We start from the raw sequence: 23,989 nt of genomic DNA, 5'->3' as shown, positions 1-23,989 counted from the left end.
GCCGAAGACCGGAGGCACAGGGTTGGCGACGCCGGGGGCGACGAGAGACAATTCGTACCAGCTGGAGTTGCGCATCGCTGCCATGCAGTGCCGCTGCGCGGGGCCGGCTGCATGAATCTCGCAGTCGAGACCGAATGCTTCGGCCAGATGCGCGACCTTCATCGTACCTGTGATGCCCATGTCGTAATCAGGATCGACACGCAGGTAATCGGTCGCCCTGTCCCGGAGCCAGGCGGCCTTGCTTTCGAGGCCGCGCACATGCTCGGTCAGCATCAGTGGGGTGCGGATGTTCTCCTTCAGTTGCCGGGCGGCATGAGGAGACCAGCCGGCGTCCATGAAGGGGTCCTCGTACCAGAGATAGCCGCCTTCATCGCAGGCCTTGCCGACATAGATCGCGTCGGCGAGCGTGCGCAGCTCGCTAGCCGCGTCGTACATCAGCTCCATCCGGCCGCCGACGCGCCTGGCGCAGAGCAGCAGGTTCGCGGCCTCTTCCTTCGGGTCGCCTTCGCCCCAGCCATGGATCTTGTAGCCGCGATAGCCGAGCGCGAGGCATTCCTCGGCGAAGTCGGCATAGGCCTCGATGCTGTCCAAAATCCCGTTGCGGCCGCCATTCAGTGTGCTCGCGTAGGTCGGAAGTCGCTGGCGGTAGCCGCCCAGGAGCCGCCAGACCGGGCGGCCGACCGCCTTGCCGGCCAGGTCCCACAGCGCGATGTCCAGCGCGGAATGGCCGATCGCCATATAGTGGCGGTGGGCGCGTTTAAGCTTGTTGTAAATCGCCTCGCGCTCCTCGGCGTCCTCTCCCAGAATCAGGCCCGCAGCAGCCTTGACCTGCCCGACCATGGCGCCGTTCTTGCCGCTGTGGACGCTGCAATACTCGCCCTGGTGCCCGTCCTGCGTCTCGATCTTGAGGGCAAAGGCGCTCAGCCGCGACTGCGCGCCCTTCATCACGCAACGGTTGCCGCTGGCGTCCACCCCGAGGCCGTCGACCGTGTAGCCGAACTCATGCACTTCAACCCGTGCGATCCGAGCTTCCGGTCGCGTGCCTATCAATCTGTTCATGGCGGTTCCTGACAATTTCGGCTTGCAATCGGCAATGCTGTCTGACAGCATGATTTTAAGCAGACTGATTTAGGGCCGTCAACGGGACAAGGCAGCCACAATGGACGCGGAAGAGAGCCGCTCGGCGATCGCCTACAGGCAGATCGCCGGCTATATCGACAATGTCGCGGATGGCGCGCGGCTGCCGCCCGAAGCGGATTTCGCCGAGATGTTCGGCTTGTCGCGGGCCAGTATCCGCGAGGCGCTGGCGCGGCTGCGCGCCGAGGGAATCGTCCGCTCGCGCAAGGGCTCGGGCACCTTTGCAGTGCGCAGCGGCGCGCCCGAGATGGTCAGGCTTTCGGCGATTTCCTCGGTGCGTGAGCTGGCCCAGTGGCACGAGGTGCGGCTGGCGCTGGAAAGCGAGGTCGCGGCCCTGGCCGCGGATAGGCGCACCGATGAGGATCTGGTGCGGCTCAAGGCGGCGCAGGAGGCGCTGCTTGCCAGCTTGCTGACCGGGCGAGGCGAGCGGGAGGATGTCGCCTTCCATGCTGCGCTGGCCGTCTGCGCGCATAATCCCAAGCTGTCGGACGCCCTCGGGCGGCTGACCTCGCACATCTTCAGCTGGGGCAATCTTTCGGCACAGCGCTCCGTACTGACCATGGCGGAGCGCCGCGAGCTGATCGCCCTGGAGCATGGCGCTATCGTCGCCGCTGTCGCGGCGCGAGACGGGGATCGCGCCCGCGCTGAGATGCGCCGTCACCTTCTGGCAGGCCGCACGCGCGTGCTCAGCGACTTGCAGATGTAAGCCAAAAAATCGTTCGGGGAGGAGCTGATTTCATGAATTCGATGATCTTTGACAGGCGGTCGGTGCTGCGCGCGGGCGCTGTAGGGCTTACGCTCGCGGGTCTGCCAAAGCAGGCAGGCGCACAGGGCCTGTCGGGCACGGTCCGGGTCTGGACCTTTCTGGGAGCGGACGGGCAGTCGCCGCGCGAGGTCGTGCTGCGCGAGATCATCAAGCGCTTCAAGGCCAAGCACCCCGGCGTCGATGTCAGGATCGAGGCCCAGCCCTTCCAGGAACTCGAGGTGAAATTCGTCGCTGCCTCGGCTCAGGGCCGCGCGCCCGATGTTATCTGGATGCGTGACACCTTTCTCGATCTCGTCCAGCAACGCGGTGCGCTGGCAGATCTGGACGCTCTGCTGTCGGAAGACTTCAAGACCAAGGTGCTTCCCGATCTGTATCCGGTTTTCGTCGAGAAGTCGGTCTTCAACAAGAAGCGCATCTCGCTTCCGCTCTGGCCGAGCCCCGCTCAGGCGATCTTCTATCGCAAGGATGCGCTGTCCGAACTCGGACTCGATGCTCCGCCGCTCACCTGGGACGCATTCATCGCCGCCGCCGGCAAGCTGACCAAGGGCGAGCGGTTGGGTTTCGGCCTGCCGACGAACGACAACAGCGTCTCGGCGTTCATCAACATCCTGTCCGGGTTCGGCCCCTCGATCTTCGATGCGGCAACGGGCCAGTTCAACGTGACCAGCGCCGAGGCCAAGGAGGCCGCCAATGTTGTCAGACAGCTTGTCGCCAATGGAGCGCTCTCGCCGACGCTGCTGAATGCGATGGGCGACGATATCCAGGACCAGTTCGCCTCCGGCCGCTTCGCGATGGTGCAGGCCTTCGCGCCACGCTTCCAGCAGTACAAGCAAATCGCAGCCGGCTATAGAGGCAAGGATCTGGCGGTGTCGGCCTGGCCAGCCTTCGGGACGCGCCCGCCTGCAGTTCTGCTCGGTCCGTACTGGACGGTGGGCGTCTCGGCGAAATCCGCCAACGCGGCCGCGGCGACCGCGTTCGTCGAGAGCCTGTTCAGCGAAGAGGCGTCGATGGAGTGGGCGAAGACCGCAGGCCTCGTGCCCGATCGCCGCTCCCTGCTGCAGGCGCTCTTCTTCTCGACGCCGGAGGCGTCGGATATCCGCGCCTTCACCGCGCTGCTGGCGGCTCCGGGCGTGATGACCTTTCCGCAGCGCATGCCCAACATCACCAAGGTCTTCCCGGTGATGAACACGGCGCTGCAGGAGCTGATCGGAACCAAGGAAAGCGTGGACGCCATTCTCGAACGCGCGAAGTCGACGCTGGGCTGGTAGCGCGCCATGCAAACTCTGTCTCTCGCAACGCCGCGGGGCCTGGACGTCGTCGCGCGGAGAGTCAGGCTCACCGGCTCGTCGCTGGTGGCGCCGGCCCTGCTGCTGGTCATCGCCATCAACATCCTGCCTGCGCTCTACGGTTTCTATCTGAGCCTGCACAAGGTCTTCTTCTTCGGGAACGAGGGCTTCGTCGGCCTTGGCAATTATGTCGAGCTGTTCCGTGACCCCTTCGCGTGGCAGGCGATCGGCCGTTCGCTGCTCTTCACCTTCGCCGCGCTTGCGGTTGCCGGCCCGCTGGCGCTGCTGGCGGCGATCGGCATCCGGCGCCTTGGCCGCTGGGGCAGCGTTCTTCTGACAGTGCTTCTGGTGCCGTGGGCGATGAGCCCGATCGTGGTCGCACTCCTGTGGAAATGGCTCCTCGTCCCGTCGCCCGGCGGGCTGGTGGGGGCGGCCTTCAACGCCTTCGGCCTGCCGCCGCAGGATCTCCTGACCGACCCGCTACTGGCCATGCCGACGCTGATCATCGTGGCGGTGTGGCGCAACTTCGCCTTTGCTACGATTATCCTGATCGGTGGCCTCGGTCAGATCCCACGCGATCTCTACAAGGCTGCGGCGGTCGACGGGCTCGGCGCCTGGGAGAGCTTCAGCAAGATCACGCTGCCCTTGCTCGCCCCCTCGCTGCTGATCGTGATCTCGATGCTGACCATCAGCTATTTCAACGAGGTCCAGCTCATCATCGGCCTGACCGGTGGCGGTCCGATCCGACAGACCAACACATTGGCCTATCTGCTCTACCACACTGGCTTCGTCGAGCTGGATCAGGGACGAGGCAATGCCATCGCGGCAGTGATGTTCCTGATCAATATGGGGCTCATCGGCATCTACATCCGTATTCTGGGCAAGCAGTCGGGAGCCGCCGCATGAAAATCCTGTCCCGAACCTCGCTTCTCGTCGCCTGCCTGCTTGCCGGCATCGTCGCCCTGGGTCCGATCCTCTGGGCGGCCTCCACCTCGTTGAAACCGACCAACCGCATCTTCGCCGTTCCACCCGAAATCCTGCCGCAAAACCCGACCCTCGAGCACTACGCCAAGCTGGTGGCCGAGGGTGTCCACTGGGCGTTCCTGAACAGTTCGGCCTATACGGTCGTGGCCGTGCTGGTGGCGTTGATCCTCGGCGCAACCGCGGGCTATGCGCTGATGCGCTATCCGGTGGCGGGCAAGCCGGCGGTTCTGCTCGTGTTCATGGGCACCATGGCGGTTCCGGGCTTCGCCGTTCTCTTGCCGACGCAAATGCTGGCGACGAGCATCGGCCTGCACAACACCTGGTTGATCCTGCCGATCCTCTATGCCGGCCACATCCTGCCCTTCGCGGTCTGGGTCACCCGTTCGCATTTCGCCACCGTCCCGCGGGAGCTGGAGCAGGCCGCCGAAATGGACGGCTATTCGCGTGCCGAGGCCGTGTGGAAGATCGTGATCCCCGGGGCGAAGCCCGCGCTGCTGGCGGCGGCGACCTTCGGCTTCCTGCATTGCTGGAACGACTACGTGACCGGCTCGACCATGGTGGATTCGCCCGAGCTGCGCACGCTTCAGGTCGCACTGATCTTCTTCCAGGGCTTTCACGGCCGCGACTGGGGCTCGCTGATGGCGGGCGTGATCATCGCGACGATCCCGCCGGTGGTGGTCTTCCTTCTGTTCAGAAAATTCCTGATCGGTGGTTTCGCCGACGGGTCCGTCAAAGGTTGAATCGCATGACCCAGATCCGGTCGAATACGGCGCAATCTGTACGCTTCCAGAATGTCGGGAAAAGCTACGGCTCCGGCTGGGCGGTTTCGGGCGTCAACATCTCGATAGAGCCCGGCCAGTTCGTAACGCTGCTTGGCCCCTCGGGCTGCGGCAAGAGCACGACTCTCAGCATGATCGCCGGTCTGGAAACGCCGACGGAAGGGCGGATCATGATCGGGGACCGCGACGTCACCACGATGAGACCGGCCGATCGCGACATCGCCATGGTGTTCCAGTCCTACGCGCTCTACCCGCATATGACGCTCTACGAGAACATCGCCTTTCCTCTGCGCGCACGGCGTCGCCGCACGCCCGAAGTCGAGGTCGACCGCAAGGTCCGCGCGGCGGTGAAAATGCTGGGCCTCGAGGCGATGCTGGACCGCTTTCCCCGCCAGATCTCGGGCGGCCAGCGCCAGCGCGTGGCGCTCGGCCGGGCCATGGTGCGGACGCCTACCGTCTATCTGCTGGACGAGCCGCTCTCGAATCTCGACCAGCAGCTGCGCGTCCAGATGCGGTCCGAATTGAAGGACATCCATCAACGCCTCGGCGCCACCATGCTCTATGTCACCCATGACCAGAGCGAGGCGATGACCCTGTCGGATCTGGTCGTGGTCATGTCGAACGGCCGGATCGAGCAGGCAGGCAGCCCGCGCGAGCTCTACAACAACCCGGCCAATCTTTTCGTTGCCCGGTTCCTGGGCGAGCCCGGCATGAACATCCTCGACGGAGAGGCCCTGGATGGCAGGCTGCGTGGCCCGGGCTTCGATATCCCGCTTCCTGCCGTGGCGGAGAAGGCCGGACACAGGATTTCGGTCGGCATCCGGCCCGAGGACCTGCAATACGCCCCGACCGCGGCGGCGGTCATCCGCGGCAGGGTCCGAACGGTGGAATATCTTGGCTCGCGCAGCCTCGTCCGCGTCGAAGTGGGCGAGCGTCTGATCGCAGCCTTCCTGCCGCCCTCCGTCGATCTTCCCGCCGGGGCGGCCATCGACCTTTCCTTCGCCGATCCGGACAAGGCGCGCTTCTTCGAAACCGATGGCGGCGCTTCGCTTCACTACCACCAGAACCTTGCAGGCTGAGCCCATGAACAGGATTTCCCTCGACGATCAGGTCGCCGTCGTCACCGGCGGCGCGCAGGGGCTGGGCCTTGCCATTGCCAAGTGCCTTGTCGCCTCGGGCGCCCGAGTCAGCCTCTGGGATCGCGACGCGGACGCGCTGAAGACGGCGCTCATGCTGCTCGGCTGCGCCGCGTCGGCCAGGCAGGTCGACATCACGGATCTCGACGGCCTGACACGCGCTCACCAGGTGGTCGAAGCCGAAATCGGCCCAGTCTCGATCCTTGTCAATTCGGCCGGGATCGCCGGCAGCAACGCTCCGCTCGACGCCTACGATCCGGAGGAATGGCGCCGGGTCGTCGAGGTCAACCTGAACGGCACCTTCTATGTGAACAAGGTCGTCGTACCCAGCATGAAGGCACGAAACTACGGGCGGATCGTCAATATCTCCTCGGTGGCGGGCAAGGAGGGCAATCCCAACCTGGCGGCTTATTCGGCGGCGAAGGCAGGCGTGATCGGCCTGACGAAATCGCTGGGCAAGGAGCTCGCCGGCTACGACATCGCGGTGAATGCGATCTCGCCCGCCACGGCCAAGACGCGCATCCTCGACACGCTGAAGGAGGAGTTTATCCAGTACATGCTGTCTCGCATTCCGCGTGGCCGCTTCCTCGAAGTGGACGAGGCCGCCGCGATGGTCGCATGGCTCGTTAGCCGCGAAAACAGCTTCACCACCGCCTCGGTCTTCGACCTCTCGGGCGGGCGCTGCACCTATTGATCGCGGAAGGACGCCATGACGCTTGAACGGGCGCAACGCCTGATCGCTGAAGCCCTTGCCGCTGGCCGAGCACGCGGAGCCAGGCCGCTGGCGGCCGTGGTCGTCGATGCGAGGGGCCATATCGTCGCCTCGGCCCGCGCAGACGGGGCCACGATCGCCCGGCACGAATTCGCCCTGGCGAAGGCCTGGAGTTGCATCGCGCTCGGACTGGATTCACGCGATCTCGTCGCGCGGGTGGAGGCCAATCCGGCTTTCTTCTCGGCAGCGGCCACCCTGCTATCGGGCCGGCTTCTGCCTGCAGCCGGCGGAGTCGTGATCCGCGAGGGGGACCAGGTGCTGGGCGCTCTTGGCATCTCCGGCGATACCGCCGAGACGGACGACACCTGCGCGACGGCCGCCGCTCGGGAATTGAATTAGAGGGCCGGGCTCGGGCTTAACGGTCCGCTTGTCAGCCATCACCCGAGGTCCGGTTCTGGCGCCAGGCGGACGGGTAGCTGCAATGCGAGCGCACTGACCGAGATGGGTGGCTTCCGGATATGTAGCGACTACCGAAAACCGGTCGCTGCCGGCAGAATAGCAAAACCGTCAGGTTTGCCTCACACCAGGACCCAACTTTGCGCGGGGCATCATGCGCTATCGTTTCCCAGTGCTAACTCTGCTTCTGTGGGCGACATTCACGGCTTGTGGGGCGGGAGCGGCCACTCCAGTGGTCGTTGGATGCGGCAGCGGGGCCACTGATCCTGTCGCGGTCTATGCACCTTTCGGCGCCGGCCCGCTGACGCTTGCGAAGGTCCATTGCCTCCGATTTCCGCTAAGCAATTATCCCGTGTCTCCGCCGACACTGTCGCTGGACGGGAGCGCTGTCTTCGTTTTCGACAGCGTCAATGGCTTATGGCTCGCCGCTATGGAGGATGAGCCCGTTCTCCAACGCTTCGATGGGCGCGTGACCGGCCTCATTCCCGGTGGCGACCTGCCGTTCGCGTGGTCGGAGGACGCGCGCTCGGTCCTGGGTGTCAGACAGGAGACCTCGAAACCTGGCGGCTTCGCCCTGGGGCCGCTCAAGCCGTTCCTCTTTTCGGTGGACGGCACGACGCGGCAACTGCCGGACCTCCTGAGCCCGGCCGGCCCCCTAGACGAGCTATACTGGGCGGGGCAAGCTGGAATGGCCGTGGCCGCTTTCGGGACCAGGGGCGCCTACTACCAACCAGAGCATGCTGATCCACAACCGACCATCGCGTTCGTGAATGCGCGCACCGGGCAAGTCATACAATCAATCGAGAAGAATGCTGTCCCCGGCCTCACCGGGAATGCCAGAACCAATGCGGTCGCATCGGTTATGGGCGCCGATGGCCGTATCCATGCCCTGATCGCCTTCTCACCCAATCAATGGGTCCTGTGGGTTCAAGGTGAGCGGCCCCAGATCGTCCCTGTCGGCGTCACGATCTGGCGGACAGAGTTCGCGCTCAGTCCCGACGGCCGCAACGTGCTTGTGATGAAGAATTTGCGCGCATTCGGCGGAAACTGCGATCGCAGCGGCTCGGACTGTTCCCAATGGACACCTGACACAGGCACCAGCGCCGAACTGCGTGAATTGCCAAGCGGAAGGCTGATCTGGTCCGTCAGTGGGGCAGCAAAGGCATCGTCGAGCTACGGCGTGCCTGCGATCAGCCGGGATGGCCGATACGCGCTGATCTTGATGCTCACAGAAGATCGAGGACCAACCGCTGCCCTCATTTCCATGGAAACGGGCGAGGTGCTTCAAGAGATACCCAGCCCTGGGATGAGCGAATGTGCGATTGGCTTTTCGCGGGATAGCAGTGCTGCGTGGATCAGCTGCCGCTCACGTCTTGTGATGTATGACATCGGACCGTGATGGCCCTCCGCACAGACCTTCGCAACTTTCGCATCGGTTCCTCCTCATGACCATGCAGCGGGCTTTGGTAAGCACCAATACTCCCGCTGCTTGGTCGCCAGGCGTCAGTCGCAGATGTGCATCCGGCGCTCGACAAGCTCGCCGTAGCGATTGACCCGACGCTTTATGACAGTGCGGCAATCGTCATCGTCGAGAACAGCGGGGCCTCGGAAGCCACGCCGTTCCCCGGCAAAGCGGTAGCCACGGGGCTCGTGATAGCGCGGACCATCATAGCCCGGCCGGTCGATTCCGAACTCTAACTGGACCTGCGCTTGCGCCGGAGCACTGAAGGCGGCGGTAGCCGCGACAGCAGCGGCGAACAGGATTGGCCGTAACATGGCGCTGTCTCCTTTGTTGATCAGTGTGAACCCGATCGAATGGAGCCCACCCTGTCGGGGGTGGGCTCCATTCGATCATTCGATGATCTGCACGATCTTGCGGGTCTTCGGCTCGACCAGGACGGTCTGGTCATTGACCACGGTGTAGCGATACTCGGTCTTGCCGTAGCGAGCCGGAACCTCGCGATAGGTGACCGTGTCTGGCAGCGTTGCGCCGACCACCACCTTCTCGCGATAAGCCACCGATGGCACCTTCTGTTCCCTCACATAAGTGCGGAATTCGGTGCGCTGGTCGGCCGCTATTCCGCCGACAATCGCGCCCGCAGCAGCGCCGCCGACTGCACCCACCGCTGCCCCCGCAGGTCCACCGACGATCGCGCCGCCGACCGCACCTGTGGCCGCGCCGCTAGCGGCTCCGGACGGGGCAGGCCGCCTGATGATCCGCCGACAACAAGCAGGCCATCCCGACCGCGACCGAGATCGCCACGCGGATCCGCGCGCGCATTAAGGAGGTGACGGGCCTCAATGCTTCGGCCGGCATCTCCTACTGCAAATTTCTGGCCAAAATGGCGAGCGATCTGAACAAGCCCAACGGCCAGGCCATCATCACGCCACGCATGGGACCGCCATTCGTCGAGGCGCTCGCGGTCAAGAAATTCCACGGGGTCGGACCGGCCACCGCAACCAAGATGGAGCGGCTCGACATTTTGACCGGCGCCGACCTCAGGGCGAAGCCACTCGCCTCCCTGCAGGAGCATTTCGGGAAGTCCGGCGCCTGGTATTACAGGATCTCGCGCGGGATCGATGAGCGCCCGGTCCAGCCCGACCGGCAGCGGAAATCGGTCGGCGCCGAGGATACCTTCGCGGTCGATATCTTCGACCTCGACGCGGCGCACTCCGAGGTCACACCGTTGGTCGCAAAGGTCTGGCGCCATTGCGAAGCGAAGGGGCTGCACGGGCGAACCGTGACCTTGAAGGTGAAGTACGCCGATTTTCAGCAGATCACGCGCAGCCGCACAGTCGGCCTGCCGCCGGGATCAGCATCGGAGGTGGAGAGCATCGCGTGCGGCCTCCTCGATCCACTATTCCCGACCCAAAAAGGCATCCGGTTGATAGGCGTCACGTTGTCGTCCTTTGAAGGCGAACAGCACGAGGACCCGGACCAGCTCAGTCTCATGATCTAGACGGCATGTCGTCCCTCTGAACCGGATCAGTCACATGGCCTTCAAGACGGTCGAGAGTATTTTGCAGCCTGACCCGCGCTTTGCCGATCTCTGTGTGGTCCAGAACGGTGTAACCCGCCGCTTCGGCCTCAAAGGGACCGCACCGGCTGATGTGGTGGCGGGTTTCGATCGCGCGCGAAACACCATCATCTACGCCTTTTTCGACTATGACGCGAAGCGCAGGCGTTTGGTGCGTTCGAGCTGGCGCTAAAGCATCGGCTCGATGGCCGCGGCGACGCTTCTCATGGTACGCTGCGCAATCTCGTCGACAGGGCGAGGAAGGCTGCCATCCTACCAGCGCCCATTTCTGGCTCGCTAGTGATGTCCGACCCAATCGAGGCTCTCATCCGGTGTCTGGGGCAAAGTTCGGCGGAGGGTGGCCCAAGTCCGGAACAGGATGGACCGCTTGGGCTCCTGTTCCGGGTGAAGTCGTTAGCCTCCGAGCCCGTTAGATAAACAGCGGATCGGTCGAGAACGGCGCGGGCGCCGGGTCGAACAGGAAATCATCCTGGTCGAGGAAAACCTCCTGCCCGGCATTCACGAAGACCGAGATATTCCCGCGCACCGAGGTGATCGTCGTTTCGAATTCCTCGTTGACGATCGACAGGTCGGAGAATTGCAGGCCGCTACCGCGCAGGTCGAACAGGTCCGAACCATCCTGGAAGCCGGAGACCGTGTCGCCGAAGAAGCTGCCTTCCTCGCTCCAGCGCCCGGTTCCGCTGTAGACGAACAGATCCTGCGGATTGTCCAGCTCGAAACCGAACTCGTCGCGTCCGGCCTCCATCTGGTCGTCGGCCGCACCGCTGATCAGCCAATCCGAGCCGCCTTCCCCGTTCATGGATGTGCCGACCGCGCCGGCATGCAGCTCGTCGTTGCCGGCCTCGCCCGCAGCGTGTTGTCGAAGTTGTTGAAGGAGGTGTCGCTGCCGAACATGACATCGTCGCCCTCGCCGCCAAACGCCGTGCCGCCGCCGTCGCTCGTCGCCAGCGTCAGTCGGTCATTGCCCGCGTCGCCAAACAGATTGTCGAAGCCGCCCGGACCGCCATCGAGGATATCGTCGCCGGCGCCGCCATGGACCTCGTCATCGCCAGCAAGCGCAGTGACCTGGTCATTGCCGCCGGCCGCGAAGATCTGGTCGTCGCCCGGCGTGCCGGTGATGACATCATCGCCATTCGTGCCCGCGATGACGAAATCGGTGCTGTATGCTCCTACCCTACCGTGGCAGGCTCAGATCACACCATTCCCGTGACAATGCCGAGCGCACGCCTTTCGTCAGAGCGTCGAGCCCTTGCGCGACTTTTCCTGCTGGACAAGTTCCTGAAGGAGTTGGTGAGCAAGGGTCTCATGTGCCACCCGCGGGTTCGTTTCGGCGGATTTGCTGCCGTAGGTTGTTGTGACGATCAGCATCTTTCGGTCAACTTTGAAGGTCCCCGAGTAGGTTCTTCCGTCGATCTTGATGTGGATCGCATGGCCTGACATGGAAACCTGATATGCCTCGTGAATGAGAGCTCGCCCACGCCTCCCCAAGAGCATACTTCCACAAGGGACAGGAGACCACACTCAACGAAGTGTGCCAAGATGTCGGGCAGGTAGCCGTTGCGGCCGAGCCATTCGATAAGGCGATCGAGCGGAGCGCTCTCGTCGCTCTTGCCGACCGCTATGCCAGGCACGTTTTCAATGAAGATCAACTCGGGTCGGAACCGCTCGAGTGGGAATCGGCGGGGCTGGCGGGCTACGGCTCCACGATGATGGGCACCATGTCTACGCTAGCCCTCCAAATTGCCGCAGAGTGATTGGCCCGGTTCAGCTCGGCTTCGCGCTCAGGAATCGAATTTAACGTGCGACGCCTTTGGCCGTCTGCCGCGGAAATGTCCGACGCCATCGAACTACCTAGTAGTATGGGCCGACGATGAAGCGCCGAGTGAGCGGGACCGTTCAGGGGGTCGCCCGTAGATTAGTGACTTATGCCTGTTGACCGACTTCCCGGAGAATGCGCCGCAGCCACTGATGGCCCGGATCAGCATCGTGCCTTGAGTGCCATGTCTGCACCACCCGGAACTGGGGAATGTCGATCGGCGGCGGGAAGAGCCTGAGGGGTAGGCGGCCGGCAAGCGGCGTAAAGAGGCGGCGTGGTTCCGTCGCCACGAGATCGGAGGCGTCCACCAGCATTGGGGCCATCAGGAAGTGTCCGACGGTTACGGCCACATTTCGCTTGAGCCCTCTTTCCGCCAGCACGGCGTCGACATAGCCGCTCGGATTGCCCCTCATCGAGACCTGAATGTGGCGAAGGGCCAAATATCGGTCGAGATCGAGCGGTTCGCCGAGATTGGGGTGGTCGCCGCGGCCGGCGCAGATGAAGTCTTCTTCGTAGAGCAGTTCCTCCCGCATGTGTGTCGGCGGCTCCGGAAAGTTGCCCGCGATCAGTTCGACCGTTCCATCCTCCAGCATCGGCAGGCCGACGCTCCGGCTCGTATTGCGGGCGACGAGAGACAGGCCCGGCGCCTCTTGGTCGAGGCGTGCGGTCAGGCGAGGCAGAAGCACGAAGGCGGCATAGTCCGAGAGACCGAGGACGAACTGCCGTGTGCTCGCGGTCGGGTCGAAAGCACGCCCGCCACGCAGTACGCCTTGCACCTGCTCGAGGATAGATCGCACGTTCGGCGCGATGTCTTGGGCCAGCGAAGTCGGCACCATGCCACGCGGCGAGCGGACGAAGAGTGGATCGCCGAACAAAGCACGCAGCCGGTTGAGCGCGTGGCTCACGGCCGGCTGGGTCAGCCCGATCCGTTCGGCTGCGCGCGTGGCATGACCTTCTGCAAACACGGCATCGAACACCACCAGCAGATTCAGATCGATATTGGCAAGATGAACCGCATTCATGACGATGATATTATTAATGAATTGGATTTATCGCAATCGTTCAGCGATGAATCTCTGATAGGGGCACACGGGGCGGCGGCTCTATGGCGCCGCATGGCCGAAGTCATGCCCCCCGAAACCCTCTTCATGAAGCGGCTTGATGGGAGCCCAGCAGACCATGGCTCAAGACGCAAACGGCGAGCGTTTCGAACGCGGCATGAAGGTTCTCCAGCGGATCGGCGGCGAGGGTTTTGACTTGCCGATCAAACGCCTTGCAGAGGCGTCGCCGGAGTTGGCGCGTTTTACGGTCGAATATTCTTATGGCGATATTCTCTCCCGCCCGGGACTGAGTTTGCCGCTACGGCAGATTTGCACCGTCTCTTGTTTGATGGCGCTGGGCAGCGTCAAACCGCAGCTCAAGTTTCATATGACAGGCTTCCTCAACGCCGGCGGGAGACCGCAGGATTTGGTCGAGTTGCTGTTCGTATCCGTGGCGGTTCTCGGCTTCCCCTCCGCCGTCGTTTCGATCGCCCTGGCGCGCGAGATCTTCCAGGAGCGAGGCATCACCTTCGAGGCCCCGCCACCGGCAAGCGACGACGGAACGCAGCGATACCGGCGCGGACTGGAAGCCCTCCTAGCGGTCAACGGCGAAGGCCATCTGCGGCCTCTTGAAGCGATCTCGCCGGACCTTGCACGCTGGTCGATTGAATTCGCCTTCGGCGAGTCGCTGGCGCGCGAGGGGTTGGAACCGAAGGCCAAGCACCTCGCCATCATTTCGATGCTGGCGGCGACCGGCAACCGCGACGACGCTCTCGATTTCCATCTCAAAGTCGCCCTCAAGCAGGGCCTGTCGCCTGCAGAGATTGCCGAGGCGCTAATGCAGCTTAGCGTCTATGCCGGATTTCCCGCCGCACTCAACGCCTTCGGTCTCGCCCAACGGGCCTTCTCGGCAGACCGCGGCGCTACAGCGATCACGGCGCCATCCGCGGCGGCACAACTGTCCGAGAGCCGGGAGTTGCGTCGGAAGCGCGGGCTCGCGACACTTGCACAGACCTCCGGAGCATCCGGTGAAACGGTCATCCGCAGCTTCGACGACATTGCACCGGATATCGGTCGGATGATCGTCGAGCACTCGTACGGCGACGTTTTCTCACGACCAGGCATCGATCCTATAATCCGCGAGCTGACGGCCTGCGCGGCCTTGGCGGCGGTCGCGACCACGACTACGGAAGCCCCGCTGCGTGTCCACATCAACGCGGCACTCAATGCCGGCGCGAGCCGCAAGGAGGTGCTCGAAACCCTCCTCAACCTCGTGCCCTACAGCGGCTATCCCGTCGTGCAACAGGCGGTGCGGATTGCCGGCGAGGAATTCGCCAAGCGCCCCGAATGAAGTGCTTGGTTGCCGCCGCATACGGCAACTTGCTCAGGGATCGTGCTGACTATCGGCCAGGCCGCCCGGCCATCGCCCGGATCGCACCTCGCCACAATTGTCGGCGCCATCTCGTCGCACGCCGCTCAGCCGGAAGCAGATCACCTTCCGCCGTCGATTAGCCGGCCAGCGCCGGCCGCAAATGCGACGAGAACCTTCCGCAGCTGACTGACTCGGAGCGATGGCGCCCGCCCACGAGCTCGAGCCGGAAATCGTCCGGCTGACGGAGAAATGCCCTCCGTAATAAGGGACGGCGAGGCTTCAGGATTGTCTTGGGAGAGCGGCATGGATTGTCGCTCCGAAGTCACCGTGGAAACGCAATCGAGCAGGTGCGCTGTCAAGCCGGTATGGGATTCGGACTCGCAAAGTGGCAAGCTGTACTTTGCCCAGGCATCACTTCGCGCAATGCTGGGCGTTCTGCCTTGCAAATGTCCTGCACCAGCGGGCAGCGGGTGTGAAAACTGCACCCCGTAGGAACGCGTGTCGGGCTGGGGACGTCCCCTTCGAGAATGATGCGCCTGGCCTTGAAATCCGGGTCCGGCTCAGGGGCCGCCGACAGGAGGGCCTGGGTGTAGGGGTGTTGCGGGGCCGAATAGATCTGCTCCTTGTGCCCGATCTCAACGACGCGTCCTAGATACATCACCATGACCCGGTCAGCGATGTGCCGGACCACGGCAAGGTCATGGGCAATGAAGAGATATGTGAAGCGCTTCTGCTCCTGCAGGTCCTGCAGAAGATTGACGATCTGTGCCTGCACGGAGACGTCCAAGGCGGAGACCGGCTCATCCGCCACGACGAAACTCGGATCAACCGAAATGGCCCGGGCAATGCCGATCCGCTGACGTTGGCCGCCCGAGAACTGGCGCGGCTTCCGGTCCATGAAGCTGGGCGATAGTCCGACCTGGTTCAGAAGTTCCGCGACCCGCTCCCGTTTCTCCCGTCGGTTGCGAACAAGGCCGAAAGCCTCGAGCGGTTCGGCGACGATGTCGGCAATGCTCCTGCGCGGGCTCAGGGACCCGTAGGGATCCTGGAACACCATTTGTGCTCTTTGGCGCATCTGCCGCATCTCGCTTCGCGAGAGCGTGTTGATGTCCGTTCCCTCGAAGAAGACGCTGCCTTCCGTCGCATCGATCAAGCGCAGCAGCAGCCGTCCCATGGTGGACTTGCCGCAGCCGGACTCCCCGACGACCGCGACGGTCTCGCCGCGATTGATCGAAAAGGACACGCCGTCCACGGCACGGACGCTGCTGCCCTTCGATCTGCGGAAAAGGCCGCCGGCCTCGCCAAAGGTCTTGCTGAGATTCTCGGTCCGGATAAGCGGCTCGATCATTGGACGGCCTCCGCCTTTGCTGTGACCCAGCAGGCCGCTGTATGGTTCTCGCCGAAGCGGAACATCGGCGGCATTTCCCTGGCGCATTCGTCAACCCGCAGCGAACATCGGGAATAGAACGGGCAGCCGTGCTTGACGGTGCCCGGCAAGGGCACCGAGCCGGGTATCTGGAACAGGCGCCGGCGCTGGTCCCTGAGATGGGGGATCGATTCCAGCAGACCGCGCGTATACGGGTGACTTGGCCTGCGGAAAATCGATCGCACGTCGCCGTCTTCCACGACACGACCGGCATACATGACGATGACCCGTTCGCAGACATCGGCAATGACGCCCAGATCGTGCGAGATCAGGAGGATTGCCGTGTTCGTCGCGGACCGAACCCTCTTCATCAATTCGAGCACCTGGGCCTGGATCGTGACGTCGAGCGCGGTGGTCGGCTCGTCGGCGATCAACAGCTTGGGGCTGCAGGCGAGCGCCATCGCGATCATCACACGTTGGCGCATCCCGCCCGAGAACTGGTGGGGATAGGCGCCGACCCGGCCCGCGGCATCGGGAATCCCGACAAGGTTCAGCACGTCGATCACCCGGCGCCGCCGCGCTTCGCGATCGAGCGGGGAATGGAGCATGATGGCTTCGCCGATCTGATCGCCAATGGTCATCAGGGGGTTGAGCGAACTCATCGGCTCCTGGAAGATCATCGCGATGTCGCGACCGCGGATATCCGGCATTCTCGCCCGGGGCAGATCGAGAAGATTGACCCCGTTGAGCTCGACCCGGCCCTGCACGATCCGGCCCGGCGGCTCGGGGACCAGCCGCAGGATCGACAGCGACGTGATCGACTTCCCCGACCCGGACTCGCCGACGATGCCAACGGCGCCGCCGGCCTCGATCTCGAAACTCACGCCGTTGACGGCACGGATGGGGTTGGTCTTCGGCCCGAATTCGACCGCCAGATTCTCCACTTTCAGAAGAGGTGGCGTCATTGAGCGGTCTCCGGATCGAGCACGTCGCGGGCGGCATCGCCGATCAGGTTGAAGGCCAGGACGACCATCGTGATGGCAAAGCCCGCTCCGATGATCGGCCAGGGGGAGCCAAAGATGTTGCCCAGGCCGTCGCGGATGATGTTGCCCCAGCTCGGATTGGGTGGCTGGGTGCCGATCCCGAGGAAGCTGAGGGAGGCCTCGAGCCGAATGGCCGATGCGACCCACAGCGTCATCAGCACCACGATGGGCGCCGAGATATTGGGGAGCACATGCCGGACGATGATCATGGGCGTGGTGACACCCGCGGCGATGGCCGCTTCCACATAGGGTTCCTGCTTGACCGCGAGCGTCGAGGCCCGCGCCACGCGGGCAAAGCCCGGAACGAACGCGATGGTTATCACCGCCACGACGTTCCAGAAGCCGCCGCCGAGCACGGCTGCGATCATGATGGCGAGCAGCAGCTCCGGGAATGCCAGCAGGAGGTCGATGATCCGGGTCACCAGACGATCGATCATCCCGCCGAAATACCCGGCGGCGACGCCAAGTGCGGTACCAGCGAGCGCCGCCAGCGTCGGAGAGATCAGACCGAAGATCAGCGAATTGCGTGATCCGAAGATCAGGCGCGACAGCACGTCTCGTCCGAACTGATCCGTGCCGAGCCAGTGTTCCGCCGACGGGTATGTGTTGATCGCGAGATAGCTCTGCGCCAGCGGGTCATAAGGTGCAATCGCGGGCGCCAGAACGGCGATGGCGAGGAAGACCGCGATGATGATCGTCGCCAGGATCGTGGAGGGCTGGCCCAGGATGATGCTGCGCAGTAATCCGAAGCGTGGCTCTTCCGGCGCGAGAACATGGGTCTGTTCCGTGGCCAGTGTCATCACTTCACCCGAATTCTGGGATCGACCACGATGTAGGCGAGGTCGACCAGCAGGTTGATCAGAACAACGAAGAAGGCGAACACTACGACGCCCGCCTGGATGACGGGATAGTCCCGCTTGGCAATTGCGCTGATCAGGACTTCCCCGATGCCTGGCCGGTTGAAGACCAGCTCTATCGCGACCGACCCAGACAGCGTCGCCAGAAGACTGAGCCCCAGCCCGGTCGTGATCGGCAGCAAGGCGTTGCGCAGCCCGTGCCGATAGATGACGCGGTTCTCTCGTGCGCCTTTCGCCCGTGCCGTGCGGATATAGTCCTTGCCAAGGACCTCGAGCAGGGAGGTCCGTGTCAACCGGCCGAGGAAGGCCGTCTTGACCATGGCGAGTGTCACCGCCGGCAGGAACACGTGGTACATGCGGTCGAAAAATCCGGTGCCCCCGCCATTGATCGGGAACCAGCCGAGGGTCAGGGCAAACACGATCAGCAGGAGCGCCCCGAGATAGAAGTCGGGGATCGCGTAGCCGATGAGGGAGAACACGCGAACGCCGGCGTCGGGGAGCTTGTTGCGGTTGACGGCCGCGACCACCCCGAGCGGAATCCCGACGAGCAGCCCCATCCCCGTCGCGACAAGCGTCAGCTCGATCGTGTAGGGCAGATTATCGGCCAGCAGCCGGAGGACCGGCGTTCGATCGATCAGGGACTGCCCGAAATCGAGCGTCAGCATGTCCCAGATGAAGGTGAGGTACTGCTGCCAGAGGGGCGCATTCAGCCCCATTTGCTCGCGAAACAGCGCAAGCTGTTCCGCGGTCGCATAGTCGCCGAGGGCGACGAGTGCCGGGTCCCCAGGGAGCAGGCGCAGCGCGATGAACACGAGCGTCAGCACCAGCAGGACCGTCGGCACGGCATCGAGCAGTCTCGCTCCGATGACACGCAGCATGGTCTGCCCCTTTAGACGCGCGTGGCCTTGTTCAAACGCCAATAGGCGTAGCCAGACTTGACCGGGAATCCGATGTTCACACGCGGATTGCGCGCTATGACATAGGAGAGCGTGACAATCCCAAGGAGCGGCAGATCACGCAGAACCTGCTTCTCGATGTCCTGGATGAGCGCGATACGCTTGTTGAAATCGGGCTCGTCCTGAGCCTTTTCGATGAGTGCGTCGATGCCGGGAATGGCGACGCCGTAGTGGCTGTAGTTTTCCGCTCCGGTGCCATCGGCCTTGACGTCCGCTTCGGCCGACAGCAGCTGCAGGAAGGGCTGCGTCGGCACCGGCGGGTAGCTGGACGAGTACAGGGCGATCGAATTCCGGTCCTTGCGGTTCTCGGAATGCATGGTCGCATGGTCGATGATCTTGAGATCGAGGTTGATGCCGACGGCGCGCAGCTGCTCCTGGAGCATCAGCATGATCGCCGCATAATCCTCACGCTGGCTGGTGAAGCAGGGAATGGTCACGCCGTTCGGGTGCCCCGCCTCTGCCAGCAGCGCCTTGGCTTTCTTGGGATCGTAGTTGTATTGCAGCTCGGGCGGCAAATCCGCTTTCTTGACCGCTCCGGCGAATTGCGGAGCGATGACCCCGACCATCGGGACCGCAAGACCGGCAAATGCCGTTGCGATCTGGTCGCTGTTGATGGCGTAGCGGATCGCCTGCCGCACGCGGATATCGTTCAGCGGCGGCCGCGTCAGGTTCAGGTGGAGCAGGTTGAAGCTGCCGGGCGCCGTGGCGTCGAAGATCGTGCTGGCCGAGCGCTGGCGCATCGATGGGAGCCAGCCGGGAGAGCGGACGCCTTCGATCATGTCGACCTGGCCTGAGGCGAAGGCGAGGGTTCGCGCCGTCGTGTCGGCAATGAAGCGGACATGGATCGTCTTGGTAACCGCCGGTCCAGCGAAGTGATCTGGGAAGGCAGCCAGTTGGATCCCGTCGCTGGGGCTGACGCTTTCCACCTGGTATGGGCCCGTCCCGACCGGACTCATGGCGAAGTCCTTGCCCTTCTCCTCGAAGGCCTTCCGGCAGAGGATCGAGGCCGCGAGGGTGGTCACGACGCTGCCGTTGAACAGCGGATCGGGCCGTTTGAGGGTAAACTGGACGGTGTGGGGATCGAGCGCCTTGACCGCCTCGACATTGGAGTAGAGCGGCTTCTGGTTGGTCACGATCTTCGGATCAAGATGCCGGGCGAAGGTGAAGACGACATCGTCAGCCGTCATTTCACCGTAGCCCTTGTGGAACTTCACCCCTCGGCGCAGCTTGTATGTCCACGTCTTGGCATCCTCCGAGCTTTCCCAGCTCTCGGCGAGACTGGGGCGGAAGTCCTCGGGCCGGATTGCAAACGTCCCTTCGTCTGATTTCACGAGGGTATCGAACACCTGGTGAATCGCCCAGTTGTCGCCCCCGGTCATCCCGGGCTGCTGCGGATTGATGCTCGTGGGCGAACGCGCCGCCAGGGCGATCGAGATCGCCTCGTCCTTTGCATGAGCGATGGGAGCCCCCAGCGCCGCAGCCGCTGCAATCGTCGAGGCGTGACCGAGAAACGTTCTTCTGGTTAGTTTCATTATTTTTTCCTCCCTTTTTGTCTTGTTCTGACGTCAGGCGCTGATGGGAATGCTCCGCTTTTTCATCTCGGCCTCGTCGAATTCCATTCCGAGCCCCGGGGCCGTCGGCAATTCGAAGCGGCCATCGATGGGCTCGGACGGGTTCTTCTTGAAGAGCGATCCGGCCCGCTCCCAGTTATCCGCCAATTCGACCGGTTTGCTGAGATGCATGATGGCCGACAGCACATGAATATTGGCGAGGTGGCCGACGGAAGGCTGGGTCTGGTGCGGGACGAGCTCGACGCCGTGAGCATAGGCGACGGCGGCGCATTGCATCAGCCCGGTGATGCCTCCCATCTTGACGATGTCAGGCTGCACCATGCGCACGCCGGCATTGATCAGGTCCTTGAGCCCCTGAAGCGTATAGGTCTGCTCGCCGGCGGAAACGGTGATGTCGAGGCGCTGGGCGACCTCGCCCATGGCAGCGACATGGTAGTGCTGCACGGGCTCTTCGAACCACGTGTAGCCAAGGTCTTCGAGCGCCCGGCCGACCCGCATCGCGCCGCCGACCGAATAGCCGTTATTAGCGTCGAACCCGAGCACGAACTGATCGCCCAGCGCCTTGCGGACAGCCTTGGCCTTGGCAATGTCGCCGGGAATATCGACGTCCTGCCTGGTCCGGTCGCCGTCCCAGCGGATCTTCACCGCCGCGGGCCGCTCCTTCTCCACCCGCCGCATGACGACTTCGACAACCTGATCAACCGTGCGCCAGGCATTGCCCCCAACGGAGGCATAGCAGGGTAGAGCCGTGCGCCAGGCCCCGCCGAGTAGCTTGTAGACAGGCTGGCCGAGCAGCTTTCCTTTTAGATCCCAGAGCGCGATGTCGAGCGCTGCGAGCGCGGCCGTTGTGGCCCCTTCCGGCCCAAGTTTGATGCACTTGTGGAACAAAGTGTCCAGCAGGACGGCATGATCGAGAGCATCCTTCCCGATCAGGGCCGGCGCCATGTCGTTGGCGATGATGACTAGCGAAGCCAGGCCGCCTTGCATGGGCGAGGCTTCACCCAGGCCGTATTGACCATCCTCAGTCTCGATCCGGACGAACGCGCTTCGCGCCCCCTTTGCAGACGCACCCCAATCAACCTGGAACGTCTCTACCTTGGCAATCTTCATTATGCCCCCCTTGGTACGTTAGACCCACCTGATTATCGCAGGGCGCTCATCAGCTCACTGCGACCTATTTAGTCTCACTGAATACGAGGATGGCGTCGCGCGAACCCACTCTGCTTGGTAGCGTCGAACGGAGCCGATAGATCCACCCTAAGCCGTCGATCGGTGCCGCCCATGACGCTTTCCAGTTTGCCCGCGCCCCGCAACCCGTCGGAGAGGTCGCGTGTGCAGACATTAAAATCGGCCCGTTCTCGGTGTCGTTGGCCAGGCGAATCGCCTTCTACTTGGCTGAGAACGTAGAGATCGGCGCAGTGCGACCGAAGATTCGTCATTTCAAATGGCTGCATCCACCGGAACCCCACTCAGCACGGTCGGTTGATAGTAAAAGCCACCGCTCTCACCTGTCAGAACTGTTCAACTCTCGAGATGATCCGGGTCGTTGCCCGGCAGCCGCGGGATCAACTCGTCGATCGAGCGTTGAATATGCGCACGCATCAGCCGACGCACGGCAGTCGCATCGTTGCGCGCGCAGGCCTCGATGATCGCCTCGTGCTCGGGCACCATTGCGGCAAGGCGGTGGTCGGGGAAGCCGAAGCGGCGTCGCGTCGCTCCAACGAATGCATTGTGCTGATCGAGCAGAACCAGCGCGGATCGGTTCGGGCGGATCGACAGGATGCTGGTGTGGAAAGCGCCATTGGTCGAGGAGATCGCCGCCGAATTGCCCTGGCCGATCGCGGCGGCATAATCCTTATGGATAGCCCAGAGTGTGTTGATGTCGCTAACGGTTGCAACCGCCGCGCTGTAGCCGGCCAGAGGCGGTTCAAGAGCAAGGCGGATCTCGAATAATTCGCGGATGAATGCCCGTTCGATCGAACGAACCCGCGCGCCCCGGTTCGGTAGAATTTCGATCCAGCCCTCGCCTTCGAGCTGCCCAAGCGCCTCGCGGATCGGCGCGGGGCTCGTCCCGTAGCGCTGCACCAGCGCCGCCATTTTCAAATGTTCAGACGGCGCGAAGGTCCCGGCAACGATGTCGGCGCGGATGGCCTCGCGCAGCCGCTGATACGTCGTCGCCTGCATGAAGGGCACGATTCGGCTGGCGGGGGCCGGTGCGTCCGTCATCTCGGCGCTCTCATCGTCGATTCCACCGCCCGCCTGATCGCCGCCCGTTCGTGAAACGCAATGCGGGTTGATGCAACCCGTGCGACGCAATCAGCCTCATTCGGACGTCTTGACATTCGCCGCCTTCTGCGAAGTTATAGATATTATATAATCCGACGAAGCCGAAGATGTCCAGCCAGTCTGGGCCTCGCGACCCGGACCCTGGGTCACAACCGGCCGTGCCAAGGGATTGGAAGCGAGCACCATGGACGTGCGGCTACTGGACAAGACGCAAGACGGAGCCGAACCAGGTCCTCGCGCGAGCGAAATCGTCCGTGTCGAAATTTGGATATTCAGTTATCCGATGGTCGGAGTCGGACCCGGCGGCATCGACGTGACCGGCGCGAAGTCCGCGCGCACTCGCCTCGCAGTGCGAATGGAAACGCGGGACGGCGCGCGGGGCGCCTATGTCGGCGGCCAGGCGAACTCGCTGGCCCAGGCCGCGGCCTGCGCCCGCGCTGTGCTCGGCCTCGACGTCTTCGCCCGCGAACGGGCCTATGAGCGTGTCCGCCGCCAGCTCCGCAAGGAAGACCGCATGGGCGCTGGCGTGATCGACATCGCGATGTGGGATCTGGCGGGCCATCGACTGGGCCTGTCGGTCAGCCAAATGCTCGGCGGCGGCAAGACCCGCCTCCCCGCCTACGCCTCGACCTGGTTCGGCGGCGAGGGTGGCGGCCTCACGACGCCCGAAGCCTTCGCCGACTTCGCCGAGGAATGTTACGAGCTCGGCTACCGCGGATTCAAAATGCATGGCTGGACCGACGGCAGCCCGACGCGCGATGCCGCGGCCGTGCGTCTGCTTGGCCAGCGCATCGGCGACAGGATGGCGCTGATGCATGACGCTGCCTGCCATCTGCGCAGCTTTGCCGACGCGCTCGAAGTCGGCCGGGCCTGCGATGACGCCAATTTCTTCTGGTACGAGGATCCCTATAGCGACGGTGGTCTTGCCGCCCACGCCCACCGGCGGCTGCGCGAGATGCTGAAGACGCCTCTCCTGCTCGGAGAGCATGTGCGGGGGTTGGAATCCATGGCGACGCTGACAATCGCCGACGGCACCGATTTCGTGCGCGCCGACCCCGATTTCGACATCGGTATCACCGGAACGATGAAGATCGCGCATTTTGCCGAGGCGCTCGGCCTCGATGTCGAGTTGCATGCGCCAGGACCCGCCCACCGGCACTGCATGGCGGCGATCCGCAACACCAATTTCTACGAACTGTCGATGGTCGGGCCGTCCCGAGGCAATTTCAATGCGCCGGTCTACACCTGCGGCTATTCCGACGATCTCGACAGCGTCGGTGCTGATGGATGCTTTCCGGTGCCCGGAGGGCCCGGTCTGGGGGTGAGCTACGACTGGGACTACATCACCCGCAATGCCAAATCGCATGTCGTGATCGAGTGAGGGCGCC

24 protein-coding genes and 1 pseudogene are annotated in these 23,989 nt (G+C 63.6%); 12 read left to right on the top strand and 13 right to left on the bottom strand.

Annotated elements, in window-relative coordinates:
- Positions 1 to 1,059 (bottom strand): enolase C-terminal domain-like protein (locus AB4099_RS28490; protein ID WP_441480579.1); only part of this gene is annotated, 1,059 nt, incomplete at its 3' end.
- A gap of 100 nt (positions 1,060 to 1,159) precedes the next feature.
- Between AB4099_RS28490 and AB4099_RS28485 the strand changes: the two genes are divergently transcribed.
- The 8 genes from AB4099_RS28485 (at position 1,160) to AB4099_RS28450 (ending at position 8,655) form a co-directional block, all read left to right on the top strand.
- Positions 1,160 to 1,843, top strand: a complete 684-nt coding sequence (locus AB4099_RS28485; protein ID WP_441480578.1) for a FadR/GntR family transcriptional regulator — start codon at positions 1,160 to 1,162, stop codon at positions 1,841 to 1,843.
- Positions 1,844 to 1,875: 32 nt separating this feature from the next.
- The gene (locus AB4099_RS28480) at positions 1,876 to 3,171 is read left to right on the top strand and encodes an extracellular solute-binding protein (RefSeq protein ID WP_441480577.1); all 1,296 of its coding nucleotides are present in this window, start codon (positions 1,876 to 1,878) and stop codon (positions 3,169 to 3,171) included.
- A 6-nt stretch (positions 3,172 to 3,177) separates the two neighbouring features.
- Entirely contained in the window at positions 3,178 to 4,095 is a 918-nt protein-coding gene (locus tag AB4099_RS28475) for a carbohydrate ABC transporter permease (RefSeq protein WP_441480576.1), read from the top strand.
- Entirely contained in the window at positions 4,092 to 4,913 is an 822-nt protein-coding gene (locus tag AB4099_RS28470) for a carbohydrate ABC transporter permease (RefSeq protein ID WP_441480575.1), read from the top strand. The genes AB4099_RS28475 and AB4099_RS28470 overlap by 4 nt, the downstream gene beginning before the upstream one ends.
- Positions 4,914 to 4,918: 5 nt before the next feature.
- Entirely contained in the window at positions 4,919 to 6,031 is a 1,113-nt protein-coding gene (locus tag AB4099_RS28465; protein WP_441480574.1) for an ABC transporter ATP-binding protein, read from the top strand.
- Between the two features lie 4 nt (positions 6,032 to 6,035).
- Positions 6,036 to 6,782, top strand: a complete 747-nt coding sequence (locus AB4099_RS28460; RefSeq protein WP_441480573.1) for an SDR family NAD(P)-dependent oxidoreductase — start codon at positions 6,036 to 6,038, stop codon at positions 6,780 to 6,782.
- A 15-nt stretch (positions 6,783 to 6,797) separates the two neighbouring features.
- A complete protein-coding gene (locus AB4099_RS28455; RefSeq protein ID WP_441480572.1) occupies positions 6,798 to 7,199 on the top strand; it encodes a GlcG/HbpS family heme-binding protein in 402 nt (133 codons plus the stop codon).
- Between the two features lie 409 nt (positions 7,200 to 7,608).
- Entirely contained in the window at positions 7,609 to 8,655 is a 1,047-nt protein-coding gene (locus AB4099_RS28450) for a hypothetical protein (protein ID WP_441480571.1), read from the top strand.
- Between the two features lie 104 nt (positions 8,656 to 8,759).
- On the opposite strand, the gene AB4099_RS28445 is transcribed toward AB4099_RS28450, so the two are convergent.
- Both AB4099_RS28445 and AB4099_RS28440 read right to left on the bottom strand, forming a co-directional pair.
- A complete protein-coding gene (locus AB4099_RS28445; RefSeq protein WP_441480570.1) occupies positions 8,760 to 9,032 on the bottom strand; it encodes a hypothetical protein in 273 nt (90 codons plus the stop codon).
- Positions 9,033 to 9,107: 75 nt separating this feature from the next.
- Positions 9,108 to 9,380 carry a DUF1236 domain-containing protein gene (locus AB4099_RS28440; protein ID WP_441480569.1) on the bottom strand — a complete coding sequence of 91 codons (273 nt, stop codon included), beginning with the start codon at positions 9,378 to 9,380 and terminating at the stop codon, positions 9,108 to 9,110.
- 101 nt (positions 9,381 to 9,481) lie between these two features.
- On the opposite strand from AB4099_RS28440, the pseudogene AB4099_RS28435 reads away from it, so the two are divergent.
- A pseudogene (locus AB4099_RS28435) lies at positions 9,482 to 10,216 on the top strand (DinB/UmuC family translesion DNA polymerase); the annotation flags it as partial.
- A 34-nt stretch (positions 10,217 to 10,250) separates the two neighbouring features.
- Positions 10,251 to 10,466, top strand: coding sequence for a hypothetical protein (locus AB4099_RS28430; RefSeq protein WP_441480568.1), 216 nt, complete (start codon positions 10,251 to 10,253; stop codon positions 10,464 to 10,466).
- Positions 10,467 to 10,703: 237 nt separating this feature from the next.
- Here AB4099_RS28430 and AB4099_RS28425 read toward each other — a convergent pair whose 3' ends face one another.
- The 3 genes from AB4099_RS28425 to AB4099_RS28415 form a co-directional block, all read right to left on the bottom strand.
- Entirely contained in the window at positions 10,704 to 11,093 is a 390-nt protein-coding gene (locus AB4099_RS28425) for a hypothetical protein (protein ID WP_441480567.1), read from the bottom strand.
- Complete coding sequence (locus AB4099_RS28420) at positions 11,090 to 11,413, bottom strand: calcium-binding protein (protein ID WP_441480584.1); 324 nt, start codon at positions 11,411 to 11,413, stop codon at positions 11,090 to 11,092. The genes AB4099_RS28425 and AB4099_RS28420 overlap by 4 nt, the downstream gene beginning before the upstream one ends.
- Before the next feature lie 804 nt (positions 11,414 to 12,217).
- Complete coding sequence (locus tag AB4099_RS28415) at positions 12,218 to 13,132, bottom strand: LysR family transcriptional regulator (RefSeq protein WP_441480566.1); 915 nt, start codon at positions 13,130 to 13,132, stop codon at positions 12,218 to 12,220.
- Between the two features lie 157 nt (positions 13,133 to 13,289).
- Here AB4099_RS28415 and AB4099_RS28410 point away from each other — a divergent pair, with 157 nt between their 5' ends.
- The gene (locus AB4099_RS28410) at positions 13,290 to 14,501 is read left to right on the top strand and encodes a carboxymuconolactone decarboxylase family protein (protein WP_441480565.1); all 1,212 of its coding nucleotides are present in this window, start codon (positions 13,290 to 13,292) and stop codon (positions 14,499 to 14,501) included.
- Positions 14,502 to 14,877: 376 nt separating this feature from the next.
- Here the strand turns inward: AB4099_RS28410 and AB4099_RS28405 are convergent, their stop codons facing one another.
- From AB4099_RS28405 to AB4099_RS28375, 7 genes are all read right to left on the bottom strand, one after another.
- Positions 14,878 to 15,870 carry an ABC transporter ATP-binding protein gene (locus AB4099_RS28405; RefSeq protein ID WP_441480564.1) on the bottom strand — a complete coding sequence of 331 codons (993 nt, stop codon included), beginning with the start codon at positions 15,868 to 15,870 and terminating at the stop codon, positions 14,878 to 14,880.
- Entirely contained in the window at positions 15,867 to 16,853 is a 987-nt protein-coding gene (locus tag AB4099_RS28400) for an ABC transporter ATP-binding protein (protein ID WP_441480563.1), read from the bottom strand. Before AB4099_RS28400 ends, AB4099_RS28405 begins: the two co-directional genes overlap by 4 nt.
- A complete protein-coding gene (locus AB4099_RS28395) occupies positions 16,850 to 17,731 on the bottom strand; it encodes an ABC transporter permease (protein ID WP_441480562.1) in 882 nt (293 codons plus the stop codon). Before AB4099_RS28395 ends, AB4099_RS28400 begins: the two co-directional genes overlap by 4 nt.
- Entirely contained in the window at positions 17,731 to 18,666 is a 936-nt protein-coding gene (locus tag AB4099_RS28390) for an ABC transporter permease (RefSeq protein WP_441480561.1), read from the bottom strand. Before AB4099_RS28390 ends, AB4099_RS28395 begins: the two co-directional genes overlap by 1 nt.
- Before the next feature lie 11 nt (positions 18,667 to 18,677).
- Positions 18,678 to 20,276, bottom strand: coding sequence for an ABC transporter substrate-binding protein (locus AB4099_RS28385; protein ID WP_441480560.1), 1,599 nt, complete (start codon positions 20,274 to 20,276; stop codon positions 18,678 to 18,680).
- Positions 20,277 to 20,309: 33 nt separating this feature from the next.
- Entirely contained in the window at positions 20,310 to 21,425 is a 1,116-nt protein-coding gene (locus tag AB4099_RS28380) for a mandelate racemase/muconate lactonizing enzyme family protein (RefSeq protein ID WP_441480559.1), read from the bottom strand.
- Between the two features lie 411 nt (positions 21,426 to 21,836).
- Positions 21,837 to 22,541: a GntR family transcriptional regulator gene (locus AB4099_RS28375; protein WP_441480558.1), complete on the bottom strand. Its 705-nt coding sequence runs from the start codon at positions 22,539 to 22,541 to the stop codon at positions 21,837 to 21,839.
- Positions 22,542 to 22,884: 343 nt separating this feature from the next.
- Between AB4099_RS28375 and AB4099_RS28370 the strand changes: the two genes are divergently transcribed.
- The gene (locus AB4099_RS28370) at positions 22,885 to 23,982 is read left to right on the top strand and encodes an enolase C-terminal domain-like protein (protein WP_441480557.1); all 1,098 of its coding nucleotides are present in this window, start codon (positions 22,885 to 22,887) and stop codon (positions 23,980 to 23,982) included.
- The last annotated feature ends 7 nt before the right edge of the window (positions 23,983 to 23,989 follow it).

The organism is Allobosea sp. 2KB_26 (genome assembly GCF_052115715.1).
Lineage (GTDB): Bacteria > Pseudomonadota > Alphaproteobacteria > Rhizobiales > Beijerinckiaceae > Allobosea.
Note: the sequence above shows the minus strand (reverse complement) of the source record. Positions and strands in the feature narration are given on the sequence as shown.